A 21,872-nucleotide genomic window follows, 5' to 3' on the forward strand; every position below is an offset into this window, starting at 1 on the left:
TCACCCAAAAACGAGAAGGGAAAATCTATAGTTCCCCTCCCGTGGAAAATTTCTAAAAATTCCCTTTACCGTTTTCGTAAGGCGAGGGAGGAATTAAACCTTATCAAATACAGCAGGATTACTCATATTCCATTCTTGCCACGTTCCTTGGTACCCCTTCAAACGCTGTTGAGCGAACTGATAAAAATGGGCTAAAAATAAAATTCTTTGCTCATAAAAAGGAGTAAGGTACGCCTCTGCTCGATTAACTTCAAACAAATTATAATAAGGGGGTATTGATGCATGTCGTGCAATAATTTCTTCAAAACTCACTTTATCTGCATTTTTCAACATATCGAACATCACAAAAAAGCTCGTTGTCCGTCCTTTTCCTCCTCTGCAATGGATATGAAACCATGTATCTTTAGGGGCATTTTGTATTATCGTTAAAAATGTATCAACCTCTTCATCAGATGGTGCACTGTGATCCGTAACATATAAGTGATGATATTCAAAACCTAATCTTGAAACTAATTCCGCTTCATTTTTTACCTTTTTTACCGAGATAGTTTTACCACCGGAAAAATCCTTAGAAGCAAACTGTTGTGAGGATAAAATCCCCCGTATCTTTTTCTGAGTTTGTAACGACTTCAACCAATTTTCTTGATCTGTGAGGCTTTGAGCATTTGTTTTGCCTCGATTGATCCAATCGTATTGACTGACTAATGTAATTGCTTTGCCATTAAGATAACCATGGCTCTCCTGCCGGAGATCCAACACCAATACAGGTTTACTCCTTGGATGTCCATGCCTAACAATATAATCAGAAATATCTTTCCATCCTTTTTCACTTGGCTCTTCACTTCCAGAAATGGTCAATTCGTTAACGCCTAAGATATTCCCTTGATAGGCCTTAGCAATCATAGAGGCATCACGTAACCATTTTAATGAAGAAGATGAAAATTCACTGTCTTGCACAATACAGGGATTATGGATACTCGCATCGCATATCCTCGTTTCTGTATTTGTTTTCGCAAAACTTAACCCCTGAGTTAACAATAAAGTATTAAAAAGAACGGTAATGCGCTTCAAATAGGTCATCCATAACCCCTTAATAAAGAAATAAACCATTCTATGTTAATTTTTTTTCCTACTGCAAGACTATTGGTTCAAAATTTACCAAATTTATTTGCAACTCACCTGCCGAGGTTTGTTCCACTCAGCAGGCTACTTTAAGTAAATAAATGAATTTATTATTTTTTCTCAATTTCCATCCATTTTTTATAGAGTCTTTTCCAAGCATCTTTTCTTTCTGGATTAACCCAATCATAGCCTATTAATTTCCAATCCTCATCCTCTGGGTTAAAGCCAAGATTATGAATATAGTCTGCATCACAAATAAAAAATTGATTTTTAAATGGCAATAAAAAGCCTCCTTGGGTGCGCTGATGCGCTTTAGCTTCTGTATACTGTGCAAACCATAAATTAAGAAAACCACCACGAATAAATGGCAATTGGCATTTTAAATCGGTCCAAGAATTAAAACCTTTTCCCATGGCGATAACCGCTAGTGCATGTTTACGTTGAATATCAGCTTGAATTATTTCCCCGAGAGAACAATTTCTAAATTCAGGTAAATTTTGAAAGCGTTTTGCGGCATTTTGAGCTGTTAAGAGATCTGTTGCGCGTAGTGATTTCAATAAAATAGACGCTTGAATCTTACATTCTACAACGCTAAATGATGGGTGTGGCTTATTCATGTGAATCCCCTTTGCTATGGCCAGACACCCACTACTCTAGCAACAAAAAGGTTAATGAATAATTAATAATCAATTACTAACCAGGGTGAGATCCTCTTTTGTGGGTATAGGCGCCCCATGAAGCCTATACCTATAGTACTTGATGAGTGGATATTTGTAAATATTTTATCCGTTTTGAGTTTTTATATCCGTTGTCAAAGTGAAGATACCGGATTATGGCTTTGCCCTCACCCAAGCCACACGGGGTATCTCTCGAATACTTGCTTGGAATCTGCGCTACAATAAGCATAAATAAAATGAATAACCGTCTGTGCAAAATGATCATTCCATAAATTCAGATGTCCTTTATCAGAAAGCTCAACCCACTCCTTGGGTTGATTGGCTTGATTAAACAAAGTTAATCCTTGATTGTAAGGTACCACTCTATCCAGTTTCCCATGCAACATTAAAATGGGGACATGAATGTTTTGAATTCGTGATAAAGAATCATACTTATCAATCATAGGCATCGGTAACCAGGAATAATGGTAGCGAGCCAGAGCAGTTAAAGAGGTATATGGGGATTGCAGGATTAAGGCGCAAACGGGAAACTCTGTCGCCATTTGTGTCGCCACCCCAGTTCCTAAGGATTCTCCGTAGAGAACGATATTTTTTTTCTTAAATCCTTGATGTTGCAAAAATTGCATTGCAGCTCGTGCATCTTTATATAATCCTGATTCGGTGGGTTTACCCGGATTTCCACCGTACCCTCGATACTCAAGTAATAACACGCCAAAACCTTGGGAGAGGAACTGACGAGCAAGAGGCATCCGATAACCGATATGTCCTGCATTCCCATGTAAATAGAGAATAATAGGTTTCTTATCCAATGGGGGTTTATACCAAGAACTTAAAGTCAATCCATCCGCAACTCGGATTTCAATGATTTGCATATCTTCTGCCTGAAAATCTTCAAGATTTGGTTTCTCAGAAGATGGGAAATAAATGAAATAACGTTGCCAGAAATACGCGACGGTAGCAATTAAAATAAAAAGAATCAGTCCTACCAACCATTGCTTTAGCATTATTGGATTCCATCCCTATTCATTGAGTTGATTGTAAAAAAGGATAATCTGTATAACCTTTTGTACTACCTCCGTATAAAGTTGAACGATCCAATTCATTCAATGGCGCATTTGTCCTAAATCGCATAACCAGGTCGGGATTTGCAATAAAATATCTTCCAAACGCAACGAGATCAGCATATCCACTAGTGAGGACTTCATGGGCCATCTCTAATGTATAACCATTATTTACCATCCAAGGACCGTTAAACTCTTTGCGTAATGCTTGGAAATCAAAACCATAATAATCGCGAGCCCCTTGGGTTTCTCCTTCAATAATGTGCACATAAGCTAATTCAAGTCGGCTCAGTTCTTGTACAAGCGGAAAAAATACCGTTGAAGGCGATGTATCGTTGACTCCATTAGCATGACTGACTGGAGCAAGACGGATTCCTGTTCGATTTGCGCCAATTTCAGCGACAATAGCATCGGTCACTTCAAGCGCAAAACGCAATCGATTGGCAATTGACCCCCCATATTGATCTGTTCGCTGATTTGTCCCATCACACAAAAATTGATGGATTAGATATCCATTAGCTGCATGAATTTCTACCCCATCAAATCCCGCTAAAATAGCATTCCTCGCAGCAGTTCGATAATCTTCAATTATACGGGGAATTTCACTAAGCTTTAATGCACGCGGCGCTCCTACTTCGACAAAGGTACCGTTTTCAATAAAAGTGCGCTGCCCTGTTGCCGCAATAGCAGAGGGTGCAACAGGAGCAATACCACCTGGCTGCAGAGAAGGATGCGAGATTCGTCCGACATGCCAGAGTTGCAAATAAATAGCCCCCCCTTTTGCATGAACAGCATCCGTTACTAATTTCCATCCCGCAATTTGTTCTGAGGAATAGATTCCGGGGGTCCATGCATACCCTTTTCCAGTCGGGGAAATTTGTGTGGCCTCTGCGATGATTAAGCCTGCATCTGCACGTTGCGCATAGTACTCTGCGTTAAGTTCTGAAGGAGTATCGATTCCATGGATCGAACGATTTCTCGTCAATGGAGCCATAACAATCCGATTTTTAAGAGTCAGACCTCTTAGATTGAACGGACTAAATAAAATTTCATGGTTCATGATTTTTTTGCCTCGTGCAGTTATTCATCAAAATAATTCATTTATTTGTTTTCGCTTATTAACCATTCTATCTATGTTTCATTCTAGATTATAGGTAAGATATCCCCATAGATGATCTCATTACCTTTTATAAGGATATAGAAATGTATAAAAATATAATAGTTGCGATTGATGATAGTGATACGTCAATGCAAGCCTTCGAGGAAGCAATTAAACTGAGTAAAGTGCATCAAGCAAAATTAAGAATTGTACACATTGCAAATGAATTTTATGCTCCTTATGTTGGAACTGGGGTGGATTATGAGAAGTTAGAAGCCTCATTCAAAGAATATGGTCAACAATTTTTAGATAAGATGAAAACCATCGCACGCAAAAAGCATGCCGAATGTGAAGCGCAACTGATTGAAATGAATCCATCCGAAGAAAAAGTTCCAGAAAAAATCATTGAAGCAGCAAAAGATTGGTCTGCTGATTTGATTGTCATAGGTACGCATGGTCGTCGTGGCTATCAGCATCTACTGCTTGGTAGCGTCGCAGAAGGTGTTATTCGCAATGCTCCCATCCCGATTCTTCTAATCCGAGGCAAGCAATCCTAATTGGTTAGCGGAAGGTTATTCTTCATTGGTATTCCCAGAATAGAAATGCGTTCGATTAAGGTCATTCCCACACCGTTGGCAATGACCTTATAATCACCCCAATAACTCGATAAATACTACAAAAGAAGTGAGGATACTACCTCGTGTATTCATAGCCGATTTTTAATTATGCATAGTATCCTCTCTTGCGTTTGTTATAATGCAGCCCAAGATCACTTATTGGATTTATTTAATGCAAAGACCGAATAATGAGTATCATGAGTTAGAGCGGCATTTTTTCTCACTGATTAGCTTAAATTGCCTGAATCATCCAACCATCACTGCTTTTGAAACCGGAGTTCTCGCAGCAGGACTTAATCCTGCGTTCGTAACCCAAACAGATAAGGAATTTTTAAACGATCTTGCACACTGCAGATCCCACTTCGCTCAAAAAAATTTACCTTGGGCTATTGTTATTTCAGAGCATACCCCCATCGACACGCAGCAAAAGAGTCAATTTCTACACGATTATGAATTAACTGACTGTGGTGTTGCCATGGAATTCAATCTGTTATCGAGTTTGTTACTCCCTTTGAATCATCAACTTGAATTTAGAGTACTCAATGACGATCTAAATACCTGGGGTATTCCACTCATCCATGGCTTTCAATCAACTCCAGAAATTAACCAGGTTTATACACAAAGACATGATTTAGCGTTGCAAAAATGTCCAGATCTGTATCACCTTTCTGGTTTTTTTGCAGGAGAAGTTGTCGTATCTATGACCTTAACAGTAAAAGAACACTTTGCCCGCATTGATGATTTAGCCACAATGCCCCACTTTCAAAAACGCGGCTTTGCTACTGCAATGATGACTTATGCCTTAAAAAAAGCATTGGATTTAAAAGTTCAAACCTGCTTTTTAGAAGCATCGAGTTCAGGACTTAATCTTTATAAACGTCTTGGTTTTGAACCACTTTTTATCAATCACTACTATGAGCTTAAGTAGTTGCTGCGAGGCCAAGTCGACCCCAAAATCCTGAATTTAAATTAAGAGTTGCGCCACGTCATCCCTAGAAAAGGATAATCATGTTGAAATATATATTAGTTTTTTTATATACCTTATTTTTTTCCAATGTTTCATTGGCCAATCTTGATTTAATTACTTGGAAAGGAATTTATTACAAAGCCGTCCCGAATCAAAAAGGGATTACAAAAAAATACTGTCGGGAGCACTGTCCAGGTACCTTCATTCACACCATAAAGGATGGAATTGTTCATCCTATTGTTACTGATAAAGGCATTAAACTAAAACAAATTTCCTTTAACATCGATAAAGTAGACGGTATTTATCTTCTCCACGGTAGTTTGATTGCATCGAGAACAACAGCAACAACATCTTGGCATGATCGAATTGATTATTTTTTATATAAACGCAGTGAATCAGGAATAACCCAGGGAGTTTGGTATAGCGATCAGTGTAAAGGATTTTATAAAGGACTTGCACTCAATGACAAAAATAAATAATTTGGTTTTGCGGAGTTCAAGAATTATTAAGGGGATTGTTGTCCTGATCTGGAAAAGATTCTTGCTCAATTTTATCTGCTTTTCTTTTTTTCTTATCGTCTAAAATGCGTAAAACGCCTAAGTCATTATTTGCTAGTGAGGGAGGCGTAGTTGTTTTTTTTCTCCACTCAAAAACATCAGTTTGTAAATCGGCTTTTAAAAGTGGAGAGATATCAAATTTTACAAAATTCTGAACTGCTTTTTTACGATGAAATTCAAAAGTTTCACGACAGGATGGATTCCTTAGATCCATCATAAGAAACTCTGAAGGCTCATTTTGCAAAATATCCAGTCGTTCGTCCTCCTTCTTTTCGAACCAATTTTTTAATCCATTATCATCAAATTCTGGCGGATAAAATGCAAATTTATTATAAACAGTAAGTGATTCTGCAGTAGGACTTACGGTCATATCTTTCTGGCCGCTATGTACGAAAAAATCCAAGGCATGGACCATCATTAAATTGGCTAGTCCTTTACGGCGATAAGGCTCATCTATAAATAAACTAAATAATTGAGGCATCATTTTAGAGTTTTTAGTTAACCTTAATTCAATAAAACCGATGACTTTCCCATGGTCTCGTAAAACCAGCATTAAATCACATCGCTGGTTAATTTTATTATCACTTTTATGTATAAATTTTCCTTGATTCTTAAATAACTGAATTGTTTCATCCTCTAACACTTCATTATTCTTAAAATAAATTTCTGCCATGGCATCGTCATGCTTAACATAATGTAAGAAGTCGGATAAATCATTTTCATTAGGATAATCAAGAACATAGTTCTCTTTTCTAGGAATAGAATTAATATTTTTATCCACTGAATCTTTAAACATAAAAAAATACTTAATGACCACTAATAGTTTAATTTTAATCCAACTATACATAAATTCAACATATAGATTTACTTTAAGCCACATCATTTATCCCTTTGGTATATACTGTATAAAACCAGCTCGTTTTTTCTACTAATAAAATAATCATCTTAATTGAGGGGGAGTGGTGGAAAATAAACAATGGCAGTTTTCGCTCTGGTATGTTCTGATAATTTTCTGGATTATCCTCTTATTCCAGAACTTTTTTTTTGCATCACATCCTGTAGATATAGGTTATAGTGATTTTATCAAACTTTTAAAAGCAGAAAAGTTAGACAATGTTGTACTTACCGAAGGCTACATTACCGCAAACCTAAAACCTGAAGGTTTAACAAATCTACTTCCAGAAGATAAGCTTAATGAAATAAAAGAATACGGGGGTAAAGACCCGCAAGTTACTACAGTTCGCATTAATGATCCGTCTCTTGTATCCACTCTTGAGGCAGCCAAAGTAAAATTTAAGGGAGAGGCTGAGAACAAATGGCTAACCCTGCTGCTCTCGTGGACTATTCCCGCATTACTTTTCTTTGCTTTGTGGAGTTTTTTATTAAGACGGATGGGTTCAGCAGCTGGAGGAGTTTTGGATGTTGGAAAAAGTAAAGCCAAAATCTACATGGAAAAAGAAACCCATGTATCATTTCAAGATGTTGCCGGAGTAGATGAAGCAAAAACCGAGCTTATGGAAGTAGTCGAATTTCTTAAGAATCCGGAGCATTATACGCGTATTGGTGCTCATATACCTAAAGGAGTTCTTTTAGTTGGACCTCCTGGAACAGGAAAAACCTTACTTGCACGAGCGGTGGCCGGTGAAGCAGGAGTTCCATTTTTTTCAATTAATGGCTCAGAGTTTGTAGAAATGTTTGTTGGGGTTGGAGCGGCTCGAGTACGCGATCTTTTTATCCATGCTCGTGAAACGGCCCCTGCGATTATTTTTATTGATGAACTTGATGCCCTAGGGAGGGCACGAGGTGCATATCCTATCGGCGGAGGACATGACGAGAAGGAACAGACCTTAAATCAGTTACTTTCAGAAATGGATGGCTTCGATCCGAGTGAAGGATTAATTTTAATCGCCGCAACGAATCGGCCCGAAATTCTGGATCCGGCATTATTACGTGCGGGACGTTTCGATCGCCATGTACTTGTCGACCGACCCGATAAAAAAGGGCGAATAGAAATTCTGAATGTTCATCTGAAAAAAATAATACGGGCCCCGGATGTTGATCCCGAAAAAATTGCAGCCTTAACCCCAGGATTTTCTGGTGCTGATTTAGCAAATCTAGTCAACGAGGCAGCACTGCTTGCCACGCGCCACAATGCAGACTCTGTAAATATGGATGATTTTACCAACGCTGTTGAACGAATTGTGGCTGGTTTGGAGAAAAAGAATCGCTTGCTCAACCCCGAAGAGCGTAAAGCAGTCGCATATCACGAAATGGGACACACATTGATAGCCCTCTCTTTACCAAATGTAGATCCAGTCCATAAAGTTTCCATTATTCCACGGGGTATAGGAAGTTTAGGTTATACCATTCAACGTCCTACAGAAGATCGTTATCTGATGACCGAAGAAGAATTGAAATGTAAAATGATGGTCTTGCTCGGAGGAAGGGCTGCAGAGTTTGTTGTATTTGGTCGATTTTCAACAGGTGCAGCAGATGATCTTGCCAAGGCAACAGATATTGCACGAAATATGGTCATGCGTTACGGTATGGACAAACAACTTGGACCTGTAACTTACCAGAAAGAAAACTCACCCTTTCTAGAGTCCCCTATGACCTATCACGAACGAGAATTTAGTGAAGAAACCGCATGTGATATTGATACAGCAGTCCGCAAAATTATCCAAACTGCATTTGACGATGCCGTAAAAGTTATAAAAAAACACATTAAAATTTTAGAAAAAGGGGCAACATTGTTATTGAAAAAAGAAACATTAACTGAAGAAGATTTAGCTAACTTACATATCAAGTAATAACTGCCCAGGCTGTCTTCGTCTGGACGCGCTTTGTTTCATTGAGTCTTCATAAACTCCTCTAACTTAATGGCTTTAAAGCATTCGTTTTATCAAAATGAATTAGTCCATCAAACTGATAAGGGAGTCGCGTAAAAAAATAATGGCTGAAGCGCTCGGTATCTGGGAGATAGATCACGCCTATTGCCCGTTGCAAGCGAGGAATATTGAGATAATGTTCCAATTTTTCATTATTTTGTAAATTTAAGAAAAAATTCGGGTATTTTAATTGGTGAAAAAGTTCCTCAAAGCTTCCTGGCAAACCAGGTCTTACTTGCTTTTTCTCTCCAGGTCCCCCCCAATCAGATGCAGCCATAACAGTCCCTTCACACGTTGAAAAACCAAGAGAATAAGAATGTATGCCATATTGCTCACGTATTAACTGACCTAAATTCAATTCGTCACGTTCCCCCATTTCGGTCGCACGGGCATCTCCGATATGAGAATTATGGGCCCAGATGATAATTTTAGCCGGTTTATTGAATCGTGATTCTAAATGATCCGCTAACACATTAATTGTTTCGGCCATATGAGTATCTCGGATATTCCATGTAGAGATCCGACCTTCCAACATAGAACGATAATAATTTTCTGCATTTTTTACCAATCGAGCATTTTGAGTGGCAAAAAAATACTCATCCGCCACAGCAATGCCATCCCGATGCAGATATTCAAAAGCACGGTGCTGCAATTCCACGAGTTGAGCCACTGCTTCATTAATACAAGCTTTCTTAATTCCTGCGCTAATTAAATAGCCATACATTTGAGGATCTTGATTAAGATGATCAAAACACGCATAACGATGTTTGGCACGTTGTGCTGCTTCAGGATCGACTTTATCTAAAAAATCAATTACCGCTTGCATGGAGGAATTTAAACTATATAAATCAAGTCCATAAAATCCAATTTTTTGTGCTGTAGGCAAGCGATCATTGTAAAGACGTAGCCAATTAAGAAAAGGCGGAATCGTGGTATTACGCCACATCCAAGTGGGAAATCGTTCAAAAGCATCCAACGACTGCTCACTATGCGCTATACTCCCTTCTCCTTGTAAATAACGATGGACAGGGTACGCATCAGGCCAATCGCCTTCAATTGCAATCGCCATAAATCCGCGCTCTTTGATCAGACGTTTGGATATATTGATACGAGTCTGATAAAATTCATAAGTTCCATGGGAGGCCTCCCCAATCAATACAAAACGAGCATCTCCTATTTTCTCAAGCACCGCATTATAATCTTCATCCTGGGCATCTAGGGCAACAACGGCCTCGTTCAGTTCGTCGATTAACTTTTGCAGCGCATCCCTATTCATAGAGCCTCCTCCGCATAATATTAAAGTTATGCATTATTCAATTACCCAATACAATATTGCTCAAACCATTTTTTGGCTAAGTTTGAAACCTCTTGTAAAGTCCCAGGCTCCTCAAACAAATGAGTTGCGCCAGCAACTAGTTGCAATTGGGTGATACAACTCATCTGAGCCATCGCTTGCTGATTAAGTCCAATTACCATCTCATCATCGCCTCCCACAATAAGTAACGTAGGCGTTTTGACTTGTAGTAAATAGGCTCCTGCTAAATCAGGTCTGCCACCACGTGATACAATGGCTTTGACCAAATTAGGTCCCTGAGCTACAGCAACAAGTGCCGCAGCCCCTCCGGTGCTCGATCCAAACAAACCAATAGGAAAATGGTATTCAGCAAATTCTTTAGTACACCAATGAATTACATCAAGAAGCCGAGAAGCTAACAAATGAATATCAAAACGAAACTCTCGAGTTACGTTATCAATGACCTCTTCTTGTGAAGTAAGCAGATCAAAGAGCAAAGTTGCATATTTTCCTTCGTTCAAGATATTTGCCACAAATTGATTGCGACTACTGAATCGACTACTCCCACTTCCGTGTACAAAAATCACCATCCCTTTCGCTTCTTCAGGGATAAATAGAAACCCGTTCAGATAAACATTTTTACTGGGAATGGTTACTGGATGTTGGATGTCTACCGTATAAGCGTTCATGGGAATTCCTTTTTCTGGAACCGATATTATCCCAAAGTATAGACTTATTCTTGAGATGAGATGCGATGCTAAGCCGGTAACTTATTTCAAATTAGGCAACAGCAATTTAGAGCTGAATTATTGCATAGTAAAAAAAGAGCCTATATGATTAAGTTGCGTTAAAATTATGTCAATTTGATGCGATAAATGAGCTATTTCATAACTATAGATTATTCGTACACGACAGTCTTTATACGAGGAGCGGAGTATACATGAAGTAACTGAGCCCTCAGAAAGGAAAATAACCAGCCATAAAAAGGCAAGTTATGAAAATGCTCTAATAAATAACTTAGGGATAAGGAATTATCATGGGCAAAAACAACAAGCAGACAACTTCATTTATAAGAAAGAAGAATTTTGATATTCCTACAGGATTGGTTGCTCAAAGAAGAGCGGAATTAATTGCCGCCAGAGAACAATCTAGATTAAAAGAAATGGCCTCCATTGATACCGCCCCAAATAATCTTAATCCGAAACCACTCTCTCATCTTACTAAATCTAGACCTCAAATAGGGCACAAAAAGCCTTCACGACGACGCAAAACCTCAGAATCAACATCGGATTTTTTTAAACAAAATGAGCAAATAAGCAGTGAAGTAAGGGAGATAAAGGTACCAGTAGACTGGTTGAATGCGTTGAAAACCACTATATCGGATGCATGGCTTGCCTATAATAATTACTATAAATTGGGTATTAATACTCGCCAAGCTAATGGTTGGTTTAGTTGGTGGCGTCATACTGAGGATGGCCAAAAAAGAGCCGAGCGAATCAATAAAGAAGCACAGGCAAGCGATGATCCTCATAAAATTATGGAACAGTTAGAGCTATTTTTCGAAGCGCCCTTTACCCGCTATGAAAACCACTCTTTCGCCACTTATTTATTCGAAGAATTCAACAATCTGTTAGAACGTCATGAACAGAAACCTCGGGAAAGTGTAGTTTTTGATAAAAACTATTGGCATAAAATTTCAGAGCAGTTACACCTTTTAATGGCCAAAGAAGACTACCACCACAACTCAGAAACTCCCGTTCTGTGAGTCTCAGTTCAAATATAAGGGCAATTATTCATGCATAATCAAAATTCTTGGGCTTTAAAGGCTCCCATTGATACTTTTTTCTTTGATTGTGATGGAACGCTTTCCCTTATTGAGGGCATTAATGTCTTAGCAACAACCAATGGAGTTGGAGAGCAAGTTCATCAGATTACTGCACGATGTATGGGTCAAACCGGTATGACTCCAAGTGATTATCGACAACGCTTAGAGTACGTGCAACCCACCCGAAAACAAATAGAGGAGTTGGCAAAGCACTACAGACAACATATTGCTCCTGGGGCACAAGAACTCATTCAACTATTACAACGTTTGAATAAAAAAATCTATATCATTTCGGCTGGAATTAAGCTGGCAGTAGTTCAGTTTGCCAAGACTTTAGGAATTCCAGCAAGCAATGTACTCGCAGTGGAAGTATATTTTGATGAGCAAGGTAATTATGAAGGATTTGATGTACAAAGCAACATGACGAAAGGTAATGGGAAAACGGTAGAAATTGCCTCAGTACTTAAATCCGAGGAGCGCTCTTTATTGGTAGGGGATGGGGTAAGTGACTGGGAAGCTCGGCAAATAGTCACCCGATTTATTGGTTTTTCTGGCTTAAATCCTAAAGAGTGGGTAAAAAATCACTCAGATCTTTACATCAGCACTACTAGCTTTTACCCAATAATCCCTTTAGGATTAACTCAGGATGAGTTGAACGAATTGCCTCCCCAATATTATGCTTATTATGAACAGGGACTTACAGAAATTTACAATTCTAGCGTTCTGATCAAGGGAGATACCCATGTTTATCATTCAAATTCTTGATAATATATCACCACAAGGCTTGAGTTTGTTTCATCATGACATTTATCAATTAGGTCTCAATCCTGTTGATCCTGATGTCATACTAGTACGTTCCCATAAATTACATGATCATCCATTTTCAAAAAACTTAAAGGCAGTAGCACGAGCAGGAACGGGTACTGATAATATCCCTGTTGAAATACTTACCAATATGGGGATCCCCGTATTTTATGCTCCTGGAGCAAATGCTAATGCCGTAAAAGAACTGGTAATGGCAGCAATGATCATGGGTTATCGACATTTAGACGAAACCCGCTCCTTTATTAGTCAACTGGCTAAAGAGGATGATCAATTATTCAGTCGAGAAATTGAAACGAATAAAAAGAAGTTTATTGGGCATGAAATTTCAGGAAAAACTTTAGGTGTAATTGGCTTGGGCAATATAGGTGTTAAAGTAGCTAATGCAGGTCTGGCTTTAGGGATGAAAGTACTAGGTTTTGATACGAATATGACTTTGACTAATGCTTTGGCATTAATGCCGGGTGTTGAAAAAGTTATGGAAATGAATACCTTACTTGCTCACTCAGATATTATTACCCTGCATATCCCATTAAATGCAGCGACCACGAATCTAATTAATGAAGAAAATATTGCCTTGGTGAAACCTCATACCTTATTACTCAATTTTTCTCGCGAACAAATCGTTAATGAAGTTGCAATTTTGCAACAGTTAAATAATCAGCAAATTATGGGATATATCACAGATTTTCCAACAATTAATTTGGCGGGTCATCCCAATGTTTTGTCCTTTCCTCATTTGGGAGCAAGTACTCAAGAGGCGGAACAGAGTGCTGCAGAAATGGTCATTCGCAATATTTGCAATTATTTAGAACATGGTATCATCGAATATTCAGTTAATTTTCCTAATATATCCCTCTCGGCGACGCAGGTACCGAATTGCTACCGTATATTAGTGACCAACAAAAATACCCCAGGAGCCATGGGTAAAATCACCCAAAATATATCCAAACTAAAATATAATATTGAGCAAATGGAAAATAAATCCCGTGGGAAAATTGCTGTAAACCTGATTGATATATCTGGGCCTAAAGAATCATTACCCCCCCTATGCGATAAATTGAAAAGCATCCCCAATATAATAGATGTACGATTGGTTTCTAACGCTCACAAACAATAAAATTAACTTTTTTTGGAAATACTTTATTTTCTTTACTACACTTTTATATGTTGTTCCCTTATTTGGATATTTTTTTTATTTTAATAAGGATTGCTGTGCATAACATTGAATTACTCGCTATTCGTGCTCATAAAACCAATGGCATGACGGTTTGTTTAAAGCCCAAAATTCCTTATATCATTACCCCTTCCCTGGTACATGAGATTCGTAAACTGCAAAATAAAATAGCAGAGCAGTACTACGCCAAACCTTGGGATGGAGTTTACTACCTGCTTTGGTATTTACATTTTGATACAACGCCCTGGAAAGGACTAGACTTTCACTTTATTCATGAAGCACTACTCAATCACCATGAGCATAAAATAGAACTCTACATCGAAAAAATATTTGAATTACTTTTTATTAATTATGTGGGTTTAGGGCTTCCCTTAATTAACTGCTCTTTTGTAAACAGAAAACTAAGCGGCATTTCGCAGGATTTTTTCTATTTAAATCGAATAAACTTCATAAAGCGATATAAAGAATTCGATAGCACATGTTACAATAAACAGCCTTTTACTAAGCTGAATTTCAATTCTGAAATAAAAAAGGCCTCCTTTCCGATAAAAATTTATACTCGTAATAATTTCTATGGGTTTGATGCTATTGACTTGCACTTGATGAAAAAAATTCTGTGCTCGCATCGGTATTCACCCATTTTGCCACAGCAACAAAATGAGATAAGAGTGATTTTCAATCAAATAAGTCAGGAGACTATTGCAAGAATTTATCAATTGGCCTCAGAAAATATCCATTTAATCGAGCGGTTCTCTTTGATTCAATCTGCAAACCAAAAGTAATTATCACATGAGAAATACATGCTTTTGCTGCGCGTTCTCTAGGAGCTTATAAAATAAAAAATAAATGACAAGGGCTCACATTTTAAAAGCAATAGAGTATAATATGTAAAAAATTTATACACATCAAGGTCAATTAATGTTCGGACTGAACGAAAAAGTAGGAAAATCTTTTTTTAAGGAGGCAAAGCCAGGGGAGCTTTTTGTTACCAGTCGTTTTTTTACTTTGCAAGGAGAAGGACCTTTTCGTGGTCATCCAGCCTATTTTATTCGTTTAGCCAAATGTAATTTAGCATGTTCTTTTTGTGATACTTACTTTGAGATGGGAGAATGGAGAAGTTTTTCTTCCTTATTAGAAGAAGCAGATACTCTAATTGATGCTTTTTTTCAGAATCGAAGCCTGCCAACTCCTTCCTGGGCGCAAGGGCATGCAAAAAAAATAGTTTTAGTCATCACCGGTGGAGAGCCTTCACTACAACAAAATTTATCAGCATTTTTAGAGGAAGCTAAACCATACTTCCAATATACTCAGATCGAATCCAATGGCATCTCTATTTTATCTGACCTTCCTACAAGCACGATATTAGTAGTGAGTCCCAAGTGCTTGGAAAAAAATGGGAAATCAATTCGATATTTAGAACCAAATACCAAAATGTTGGAACGAGCAGATTATTTGAAGTTTGTCATGTCAGCCCCGGAAGATGAACAATACAAAACTTATAGTAGAATACCTGCATGGGCACTTGAATGGGCTGAAAAAACCAATAAACAGGTTTTTGTGAGCCCTATGAATAGGTACCAAAAAGAACCTCAGCGTGTTCGTGCCATGCGTGATAAAGGACGCGATCTAACGTTGGCAGAACGTTCGGAAATCAATGAAGTAGTGAGCTTTTGGGAGCCTGGTCTTTTAGATCTGGAAAAAAATCAACGCAATCATGAATATGCAGCAGAATATTGCATGAAATATGGATTTATTCTTAATTTACAAATCCATTTGTTTGCAAGCTTACCTTGAGTCAGTTAAGGGGCTGAACCCTTTAAAGAAAAGCTCTGGATCCCGCGAACTAGCCGCGGGACGGAGAATAAATTTATAACTTTAGCTTTGGATCCAGCGGACTACCCGTGGATTATATTAAATCATTAAGCAGAACATACCATATCATGACCGCAACATGTTGGTGATTTAATTTGTCCACAGCCGTGAGGACATTTTCGAAACTTGCACTTTACCATGGTCTGTTTTTACAACATCGCTAACCAATGGGGAATTGCATTTGGTACATGTTAAGTTTTTCACACCCATTCCACATTTATGACATTTGTATTCCATCACAATTTCTCCTTATCAGAATAAATTTCTTTCAACCCAACAATCTAGCAAAGTGTATCATTACCTCTCAACGAGCCTCGTTTTCTTGGTTAACTATAGCCACAATATAATGTTCTTGTAAATCTAGATCAGCTTTTTTGGGGTTTACCTTAATGCCGCATCCAATGCTTCATCAATATGGTGTTCATCGAATATCTGTACACCGTGCTCCCTTAAAAGAGCAGCCGTAACGCCCTCACCTTCCATCAATGTACGTGTATATGATCCATCATAAATCTCCTGCGCACCGCAAGAAGGACTTCGGGACTTCAAAATAGCAACACGTAGGTCATACTTTTTTACAAGCTCAAGTGCTTTTTGTGCTCCTTGAAGAAAAAAATGAGTCACATCCTGACCATTTTTTGTTTTGACTAAAGCATTTCTATTTAATACATCCGCACCCGATTTTTTATCCTGAATCTCAGCGGGAGCTCTTGGTGTAGGTAACCCACCTGCCATTTCCGGACAAAAGATAATGATTTTCCCCTCCTCAAACCATTGCTGTAAGAGTGGATGATTTTGCAAACAATCACCCCCATCATAACGAACTTTATGGCCAAGAAGACAAGCGCTTAGGAGTATTTTAGGCATTATTTTTGTATCAATTAAATCACATCGATTACGAAACTATAGTCCATAGCACTGGGTGAAACAAGGCTATTACAGGGTAACTTTTCGTAATCTCAGTGCATTAATAATCACCGAAACCGAACTTAATGCCATTGCCGTTGCAGCGATAATGGGATTTAATAGCCATCCTGTTACAGGGTATAGGACTCCCGCTGCCAAGGGAACTCCTAATCCATTATAAATAAAAGCAAAAAATAAATTCTGACGTATATTGCTCATTGTTGCCCGAGACAGATGGTGCGCTTTAACAATTCCATTTAAATCACCATGGAGCAAAGTAATACTGGCACTCTCAATTGCAACATCAGTACCTGTGCCCATCGCAATACCAATATCCGCAACTGCCAACGCAGGGGCATCATTAACTCCATCCCCTGCCATTGCCACAACAAAACCTTTCTCTTTAAGCTCACTAACGATACGACGCTTATCTTCAGGCATAATTTCAGCAATCACGTGATTAATACCTAACCGACTTGCCACGGCCTCTGCAGTTGCTTTACTGTCTCCAGTGAGCATATAGACTGCAATTCCATTTTTTTGCAACTCAAGTATGGCATCAGGTGTGCTCGACTTGATGGGATCCTCAACTGCCAGAATCGCAACTGTTTCACCAGAGACAGCAAGAAACATGACGGTTGCTCCCGTAGCACGTAACTCATCCGCACTTTCAATAAGTGATGGGTTATTTGTCCCATGTTCTTGCATCAATTGCAGATTACCAAGTGCAATTTTTAAACCATCAACTTTGCCAATAACCCCTTTTCCCGAAATCGATTCAAAATCTGATACCTTAGCAAATGATAATTGCTTCTCTTTTGCTTCAGAGATGATTGCATTAGCCAGTGGATGCTCACTTTGGTGTTCGAGTGCAGCCGCTAAAGCCAATATTTCATCGGCTTCAAACTCTTTATCAGTAAGAATTTGGGTTAATTTTGGGTGGCCAAGCGTCAAAGTACCTGTTTTATCAACAACGAGTACCTTAACTTGCTCCATTTGTTCCAAAGCGACAGCATTTTTCACTAAGACCCCATTCTGCGCCCCTTTACCCACACCCACCATGATGGACATAGGGGTTGCTAAACCGAGCGCACAAGGACAAGCAATGATCAGTACTGAAACCGCAGCTAGTAATCCATAGCTGAAAGCGGGTTGCGGGCCTAGGAAGAACCATGCGAAAAAAGCAATTATTGCGATTAAAATAACCAGCGGCACAAACCAGCCTGAAACAGTATCGGCAAGTCGTTGAATAGGAGCACGGCTACGTTGCGCTTCACTCACCATGTGTACAATGTGTGATAACATGGTATCGCTGCCAACATGCTCGGCTTTCATTATAAAACTTCCATTTTGGTTTATTGTAGCTCCAATTACTTTTGAACCCACCTCTTTACTTATGGGCATCGATTCCCCAGTAACCATAGATTCATCTACATTACTGCGTCCTTCGAACACCTCACCATCTACAGGAATTTTTTCGCCAGGCCGAACACGAAGTTTGTCCCCCACTTGCACTTGATCTAAGGTTACTTCTTCTTCATTTCCCTGCGGATCAATTCGGCGGGCGCTTTCCGGAGCTAAGTTTAATAAGGCGCGAATAGCACCTCCAGTTTGTTCTCGTGCTTTTAATTCCAGGACTTGTCCCAGTAGAACCAAAGTGGTGATGACTGCGGCCGCTTCGAAATAAACATTGATTATCCCTTGAGGACGTAGGGCAGCAGGAAAAAGATCAGGGAATAACAGCGCTATTGTACTATAAGTCCAAGCTACACCTATTCCTATAGCAATGAGGGTAAACATATTCAATTGCCGTGTTTTCAGGGAAATAAAACCGCGTTGAAAAAAGGGAAAACCACAGTATAAAACAACCGGCGTTGCCAATAAAAACTGAATCCAGGCAGAACGATAAGCCGAGATTAAATCATGGAATATATGTCCACCCATCTCTAATACAAATACTGGTACACTCAGTATAAGTGCAAGCCAAAACCGATACTTCATGCTCTTGTATTCAGGATTTTCTTTTTCTGCAGAGATGCTTTCCGGTTCTAAAGCCATGCCACAAATAGGACAATTCCCAGGTCCAGATTGACGAATCTCTGGGTGCATGGGACAGGTATAGATACCCGTTGCAATTCCCTCCATGGTGCGCTGTTGATGCATCTGATGATGCTGGTGACATGCATGAGGAACATTTAAGGGCTTTGAATTTGTTTTCTGATGCTCGTGTTCGCATTCTTCGTGTTTCATAATTTCCTTATCCCTATTTTTTGAAAAGTCCACGTCCCTATCCCATGAGAGCAATGCATCACTTCGATCCAATGAGCATTTAGAGAATTTTTTTAGTTTGCAATCACTCAATATTGCATTTTTTTTCAGAATGTTCCAGCTTCATATCCGAGCAGAAAGGGCATATTTTATTCTTTCCGCTCAATTAAATACTATAATAATTAATATTCATCTATCCTAGGTCTGTAAAATATACAGTGCTAATACTATGCCAAATGATTTATTGATAGTAGGTATGGGCCCTATCGGCCTCGCTTCCGCATATGAAGCAGCTAAAAATAAAAAAAAAATATTAATCATTGAAAAACGTTCTGAAAGCACCGCCGCAATCAGGCCACAAGTAATTGCTTTAAACCCTCGCAGCAAAGCACAACTAATTGCTATGATCGGACAAGGAGAAGACCTTGATGAAAGTGATATTTCTTTTTTAGATTCTTTAAGCACTTCTGCTGAGATCAAGGTATCCTCCGTTCAGCGGTTCATTTTAAATCGAATAAAAAATCAAAGTAAATCTGGCTCAATTGCACCGGTAGAGATTTTATATGAGACTACACTGCAAGAAGGCACAGTTGATCTTAAGAACGGTGAGGCAACTATCTCGACTAACGGCCAAAAACAAACAGTTCACTTCAATCATCTGGTAGGGGCAGACGGCTCCAATTCATCTACTCTGGAATTAGTTAATGCAACACTGACTGATAATGAAAAGATCGAGCGCAAAACGCCAATGGCTATGCAACATCTGGAAGGAAGTTATCATTTAGGAGCCTATGTAAAAATCTCATTGAAGAATGGCAAAGAATTAAAATTATCTGAAAAAGAATTTGCCTCATCCTTTTTAGAAAATAAGCAAGAGGGGCATTCGACTGAAAATCAACTTTACTTTTTAAGATTTGATGAGAGTTCCTATAAAAATAAAAATAGCGGAAGAAAATCCGTAAAATTGGGATTTATTGGTGAAGTTCCAAAGAATATTTTTAATCAAACCCAAATATTGAGCCAGGAAATTGAGTCTTTAAATATACAGGCCGAAAATTTGGACAAAGAAATGAACTCCAATTTTGAGATCCTAAATGAGATAGCGAAGCTTAAAGAAAAAAGGCAAAAATTAGCTTTAAACTATGTTAAAAAAGCTGTCGCAGATTATTTAGAAATTGATGAAAATGACTTAGATGTAACGATTACTGCGAGTAAGAAGCATGCTGCAAAAGATAATTTGAAAATTTTAACTTTTCAGGGAGGAAGCAAGCAAGCAAATAAAGCCGCCATTCAAGCAAATGGTCATGGATTCTATTTAATTGGGGATGCCTATTTTACACCCAATTATCCAGCAGGACATGGTCTTAATAATGGGTTAGAAGCCGCGAAGTTATTAGGTAAAATTCCAAAGAATTCAGCGGATAATGAAACTCCCGAATTAACATTACACATATCCAAATACAATGCCCTATGCTCCAATAATGCCCGGCTAGCATGCTTGTTTATGCAAGGTCTTCGCTGGTTTAGGATATTAGGCTTGGGCCGCATTTTGATAGGTGAACTATTGGAATATGCGGTAGAAAAGGGAGAGAAAGGAAATAAAATTGATTTGAAAAAATATTTATCTCACACAATCTTGGTCGATGATGCAAAACCAGAAGATGTTATAGAAAAATTTCTGAAGAAACTATTTAAGATACATAATGTAGGAGTCACAGCTGGTTCAGCTAATTCAATTCTACCGACGCCGGATCCTGCTAATGAGTCCGTGCCGCTCGAGATTGACCCTGACGAGGATCAAATCGATAAGAAAATACAAGAATGGAATGCTTTTTTAACAAATAATCCGTCAATAGTAAAACAATACCGAGTAGAAATAGCCAATCAATTAAACGCCCTCAATGAAGTTTTAAAGACTTATAAAAGTGAACTTTTAAAATTAAAATTCAAAGAATTACAGGAGGATTTTAACAAAGTTTTTGATAATCATAACCAGGAATTAATTAACTTGGCTAAAAATGCACCAAATAAATGGGATGCCTCAGGTCGTAGCCCACTATTTCACGCGTTACAATGTGGCGATCTCGGAACAATACAAGCCATCTTAAGGGCAGGTGCTGATCCTAATAAGGCATGCAAATATAGTTCCGAAACTATCTTTACTCGCAGGGTTCTTGAGAGTCCTGAAATTGCGCGAGAGCTACTCGCTCATGGTGCCAACCCGTTTAAACCAGCTAAATCTTCTGTTTTTATCCTCTCATTTTTAGCCAATAAAGAATCCCGTAATTTTAACCCTAAATTTGGTATCGAATGCCTTTTTTCGCTGTCCGCTCCAAATTGCAAAATGCAAAAGTCTGCTGTTACCAATATAGCCGAATCACAAATTATAACATTAAAGGAAATGCTTCAGGATAAATCGTTTTATGAAAAATACTTAGATGAGCAATATATCGAAACATTAGTAGAAAGGATACTTACTTTAAAGAAGATTCCCAAGCCGGATAAAAGAGATGAGCAAATTAATTTAATAAGCGATTTTGTGGACAAATCATTAGATAATGTTCTTGAATCCAAAAGAGGCTTTTTTCATTTTTTCAGTGTTTTTTTTGGTCCATCTAAAACTGATCGCAATGGAACGGAAATCGAACCCCAGGGAAATGACAAAGACCAAAATTTAATAAATTAGAATATGATTGCCCAAGCGCCTTTCAAAAGTTAAC

General features: G+C 38.4%; 19 protein-coding genes. 10 read left to right on the plus strand and 9 right to left on the minus strand.

All coding sequences use genetic code 11. The features are described from left to right. Window positions 1-93 precede the first annotated feature (93 nt). The 4 genes from ACWTE2_RS10210 to ACWTE2_RS10225 form a co-directional block, all read right to left on the minus strand. Window positions 94-1,080 carry a phosphatase domain-containing putative toxin gene (locus tag ACWTE2_RS10210; RefSeq protein WP_454785271.1) on the minus strand — a complete coding sequence of 329 codons (987 nt, stop codon included), beginning with the start codon at window positions 1,078-1,080 and terminating at the stop codon, window positions 94-96. Window positions 1,081-1,232: 152 nt separating this feature from the next. Further along, entirely contained in the window at window positions 1,233-1,739 is a 507-nt protein-coding gene (locus ACWTE2_RS10215) for a hypothetical protein (RefSeq protein ID WP_454785272.1), read from the minus strand. A 227-nt stretch (window positions 1,740-1,966) separates the two neighbouring features. Beyond that, window positions 1,967-2,803 carry an alpha/beta hydrolase gene (locus ACWTE2_RS10220; protein WP_454785273.1) on the minus strand — a complete coding sequence of 279 codons (837 nt, stop codon included), beginning with the start codon at window positions 2,801-2,803 and terminating at the stop codon, window positions 1,967-1,969. Between the two features lie 19 nt (window positions 2,804-2,822). Next, complete coding sequence (locus tag ACWTE2_RS10225; RefSeq protein WP_454785274.1) at window positions 2,823-3,920, minus strand: alkene reductase; 1,098 nt, start codon at window positions 3,918-3,920, stop codon at window positions 2,823-2,825. A gap of 143 nt (window positions 3,921-4,063) precedes the next feature. Here ACWTE2_RS10225 and ACWTE2_RS10230 point away from each other — a divergent pair, with 143 nt between their 5' ends. From ACWTE2_RS10230 to ACWTE2_RS10240, 3 genes are all read left to right on the plus strand, one after another. Continuing rightward, window positions 4,064-4,516: a universal stress protein gene (locus ACWTE2_RS10230; RefSeq protein WP_182392837.1), complete on the plus strand. Its 453-nt coding sequence runs from the start codon at window positions 4,064-4,066 to the stop codon at window positions 4,514-4,516. A 232-nt stretch (window positions 4,517-4,748) separates the two neighbouring features. Beyond that, on the plus strand, window positions 4,749-5,504 hold the full coding sequence (locus ACWTE2_RS10235; protein ID WP_454785275.1) for a GNAT family N-acetyltransferase: 756 nt from the start codon (window positions 4,749-4,751) through the stop codon (window positions 5,502-5,504). Window positions 5,505-5,584: 80 nt separating this feature from the next. Next, complete coding sequence (locus tag ACWTE2_RS10240) at window positions 5,585-6,022, plus strand: hypothetical protein (RefSeq protein ID WP_454785276.1); 438 nt, start codon at window positions 5,585-5,587, stop codon at window positions 6,020-6,022. A 16-nt stretch (window positions 6,023-6,038) separates the two neighbouring features. On the opposite strand, the gene ACWTE2_RS10245 is transcribed toward ACWTE2_RS10240, so the two are convergent. Beyond that, entirely contained in the window at window positions 6,039-6,896 is an 858-nt protein-coding gene (locus tag ACWTE2_RS10245; protein WP_454785277.1) for a GNAT family N-acetyltransferase, read from the minus strand. Window positions 6,897-7,062: 166 nt separating this feature from the next. On the opposite strand from ACWTE2_RS10245, the gene ftsH reads away from it, so the two are divergent. Next, window positions 7,063-8,910 (plus strand): ATP-dependent zinc metalloprotease FtsH, encoded by a 1,848-nt coding sequence (gene ftsH, locus ACWTE2_RS10250; protein ID WP_454785278.1) that lies wholly within the window; start codon window positions 7,063-7,065, stop codon window positions 8,908-8,910. Window positions 8,911-8,971: 61 nt separating this feature from the next. Here ftsH and ACWTE2_RS10255 read toward each other — a convergent pair whose 3' ends face one another. Both ACWTE2_RS10255 and ACWTE2_RS10260 read right to left on the minus strand, forming a co-directional pair. Beyond that, window positions 8,972-10,264, minus strand: a complete 1,293-nt coding sequence (locus ACWTE2_RS10255; RefSeq protein ID WP_454785279.1) for an erythromycin esterase family protein — start codon at window positions 10,262-10,264, stop codon at window positions 8,972-8,974. Between the two features lie 41 nt (window positions 10,265-10,305). After that, window positions 10,306-10,971, minus strand: coding sequence for a dienelactone hydrolase family protein (locus ACWTE2_RS10260; protein ID WP_454785280.1), 666 nt, complete (start codon window positions 10,969-10,971; stop codon window positions 10,306-10,308). Between the two features lie 347 nt (window positions 10,972-11,318). On the opposite strand from ACWTE2_RS10260, the gene ACWTE2_RS10265 reads away from it, so the two are divergent. The 5 genes from ACWTE2_RS10265 (at window position 11,319) to ACWTE2_RS10285 (ending at window position 15,900) form a co-directional block, all read left to right on the plus strand. After that, window positions 11,319-12,047 (plus strand): hypothetical protein, encoded by a 729-nt coding sequence (locus tag ACWTE2_RS10265; protein ID WP_454785281.1) that lies wholly within the window; start codon window positions 11,319-11,321, stop codon window positions 12,045-12,047. Between the two features lie 30 nt (window positions 12,048-12,077). Beyond that, window positions 12,078-12,872 (plus strand): HAD-IB family phosphatase, encoded by a 795-nt coding sequence (locus tag ACWTE2_RS10270; protein WP_454785282.1) that lies wholly within the window; start codon window positions 12,078-12,080, stop codon window positions 12,870-12,872. After that, a complete protein-coding gene (locus ACWTE2_RS10275) occupies window positions 12,850-14,049 on the plus strand; it encodes a 3-phosphoglycerate dehydrogenase family protein (RefSeq protein ID WP_454785283.1) in 1,200 nt (399 codons plus the stop codon). Before ACWTE2_RS10270 ends, ACWTE2_RS10275 begins: the two co-directional genes overlap by 23 nt. A gap of 95 nt (window positions 14,050-14,144) precedes the next feature. After that, window positions 14,145-14,888: a hypothetical protein gene (locus ACWTE2_RS10280; protein ID WP_454785284.1), complete on the plus strand. Its 744-nt coding sequence runs from the start codon at window positions 14,145-14,147 to the stop codon at window positions 14,886-14,888. A 136-nt stretch (window positions 14,889-15,024) separates the two neighbouring features. Beyond that, window positions 15,025-15,900, plus strand: coding sequence for a 7-carboxy-7-deazaguanine synthase QueE (locus ACWTE2_RS10285; RefSeq protein WP_454785285.1), 876 nt, complete (start codon window positions 15,025-15,027; stop codon window positions 15,898-15,900). Window positions 15,901-16,359: 459 nt separating this feature from the next. Here the strand turns inward: ACWTE2_RS10285 and ACWTE2_RS10290 are convergent, their stop codons facing one another. Beyond that, window positions 16,360-16,845, minus strand: a complete 486-nt coding sequence (locus tag ACWTE2_RS10290) for a 2-thiouracil desulfurase family protein (protein WP_182392825.1) — start codon at window positions 16,843-16,845, stop codon at window positions 16,360-16,362. Between the two features lie 69 nt (window positions 16,846-16,914). Continuing rightward, window positions 16,915-19,134 (minus strand): copper-transporting P-type ATPase, encoded by a 2,220-nt coding sequence (gene copA / locus ACWTE2_RS10295; protein ID WP_454785286.1) that lies wholly within the window; start codon window positions 19,132-19,134, stop codon window positions 16,915-16,917. A 247-nt stretch (window positions 19,135-19,381) separates the two neighbouring features. Here copA and ACWTE2_RS10300 point away from each other — a divergent pair, with 247 nt between their 5' ends. Then, window positions 19,382-21,838, plus strand: a complete 2,457-nt coding sequence (locus ACWTE2_RS10300) for a hypothetical protein (protein ID WP_454785287.1) — start codon at window positions 19,382-19,384, stop codon at window positions 21,836-21,838. The last annotated feature ends 34 nt before the right edge of the window (window positions 21,839-21,872 follow it).

Source organism: Legionella nigrisilvae (assembly GCF_977063395.2).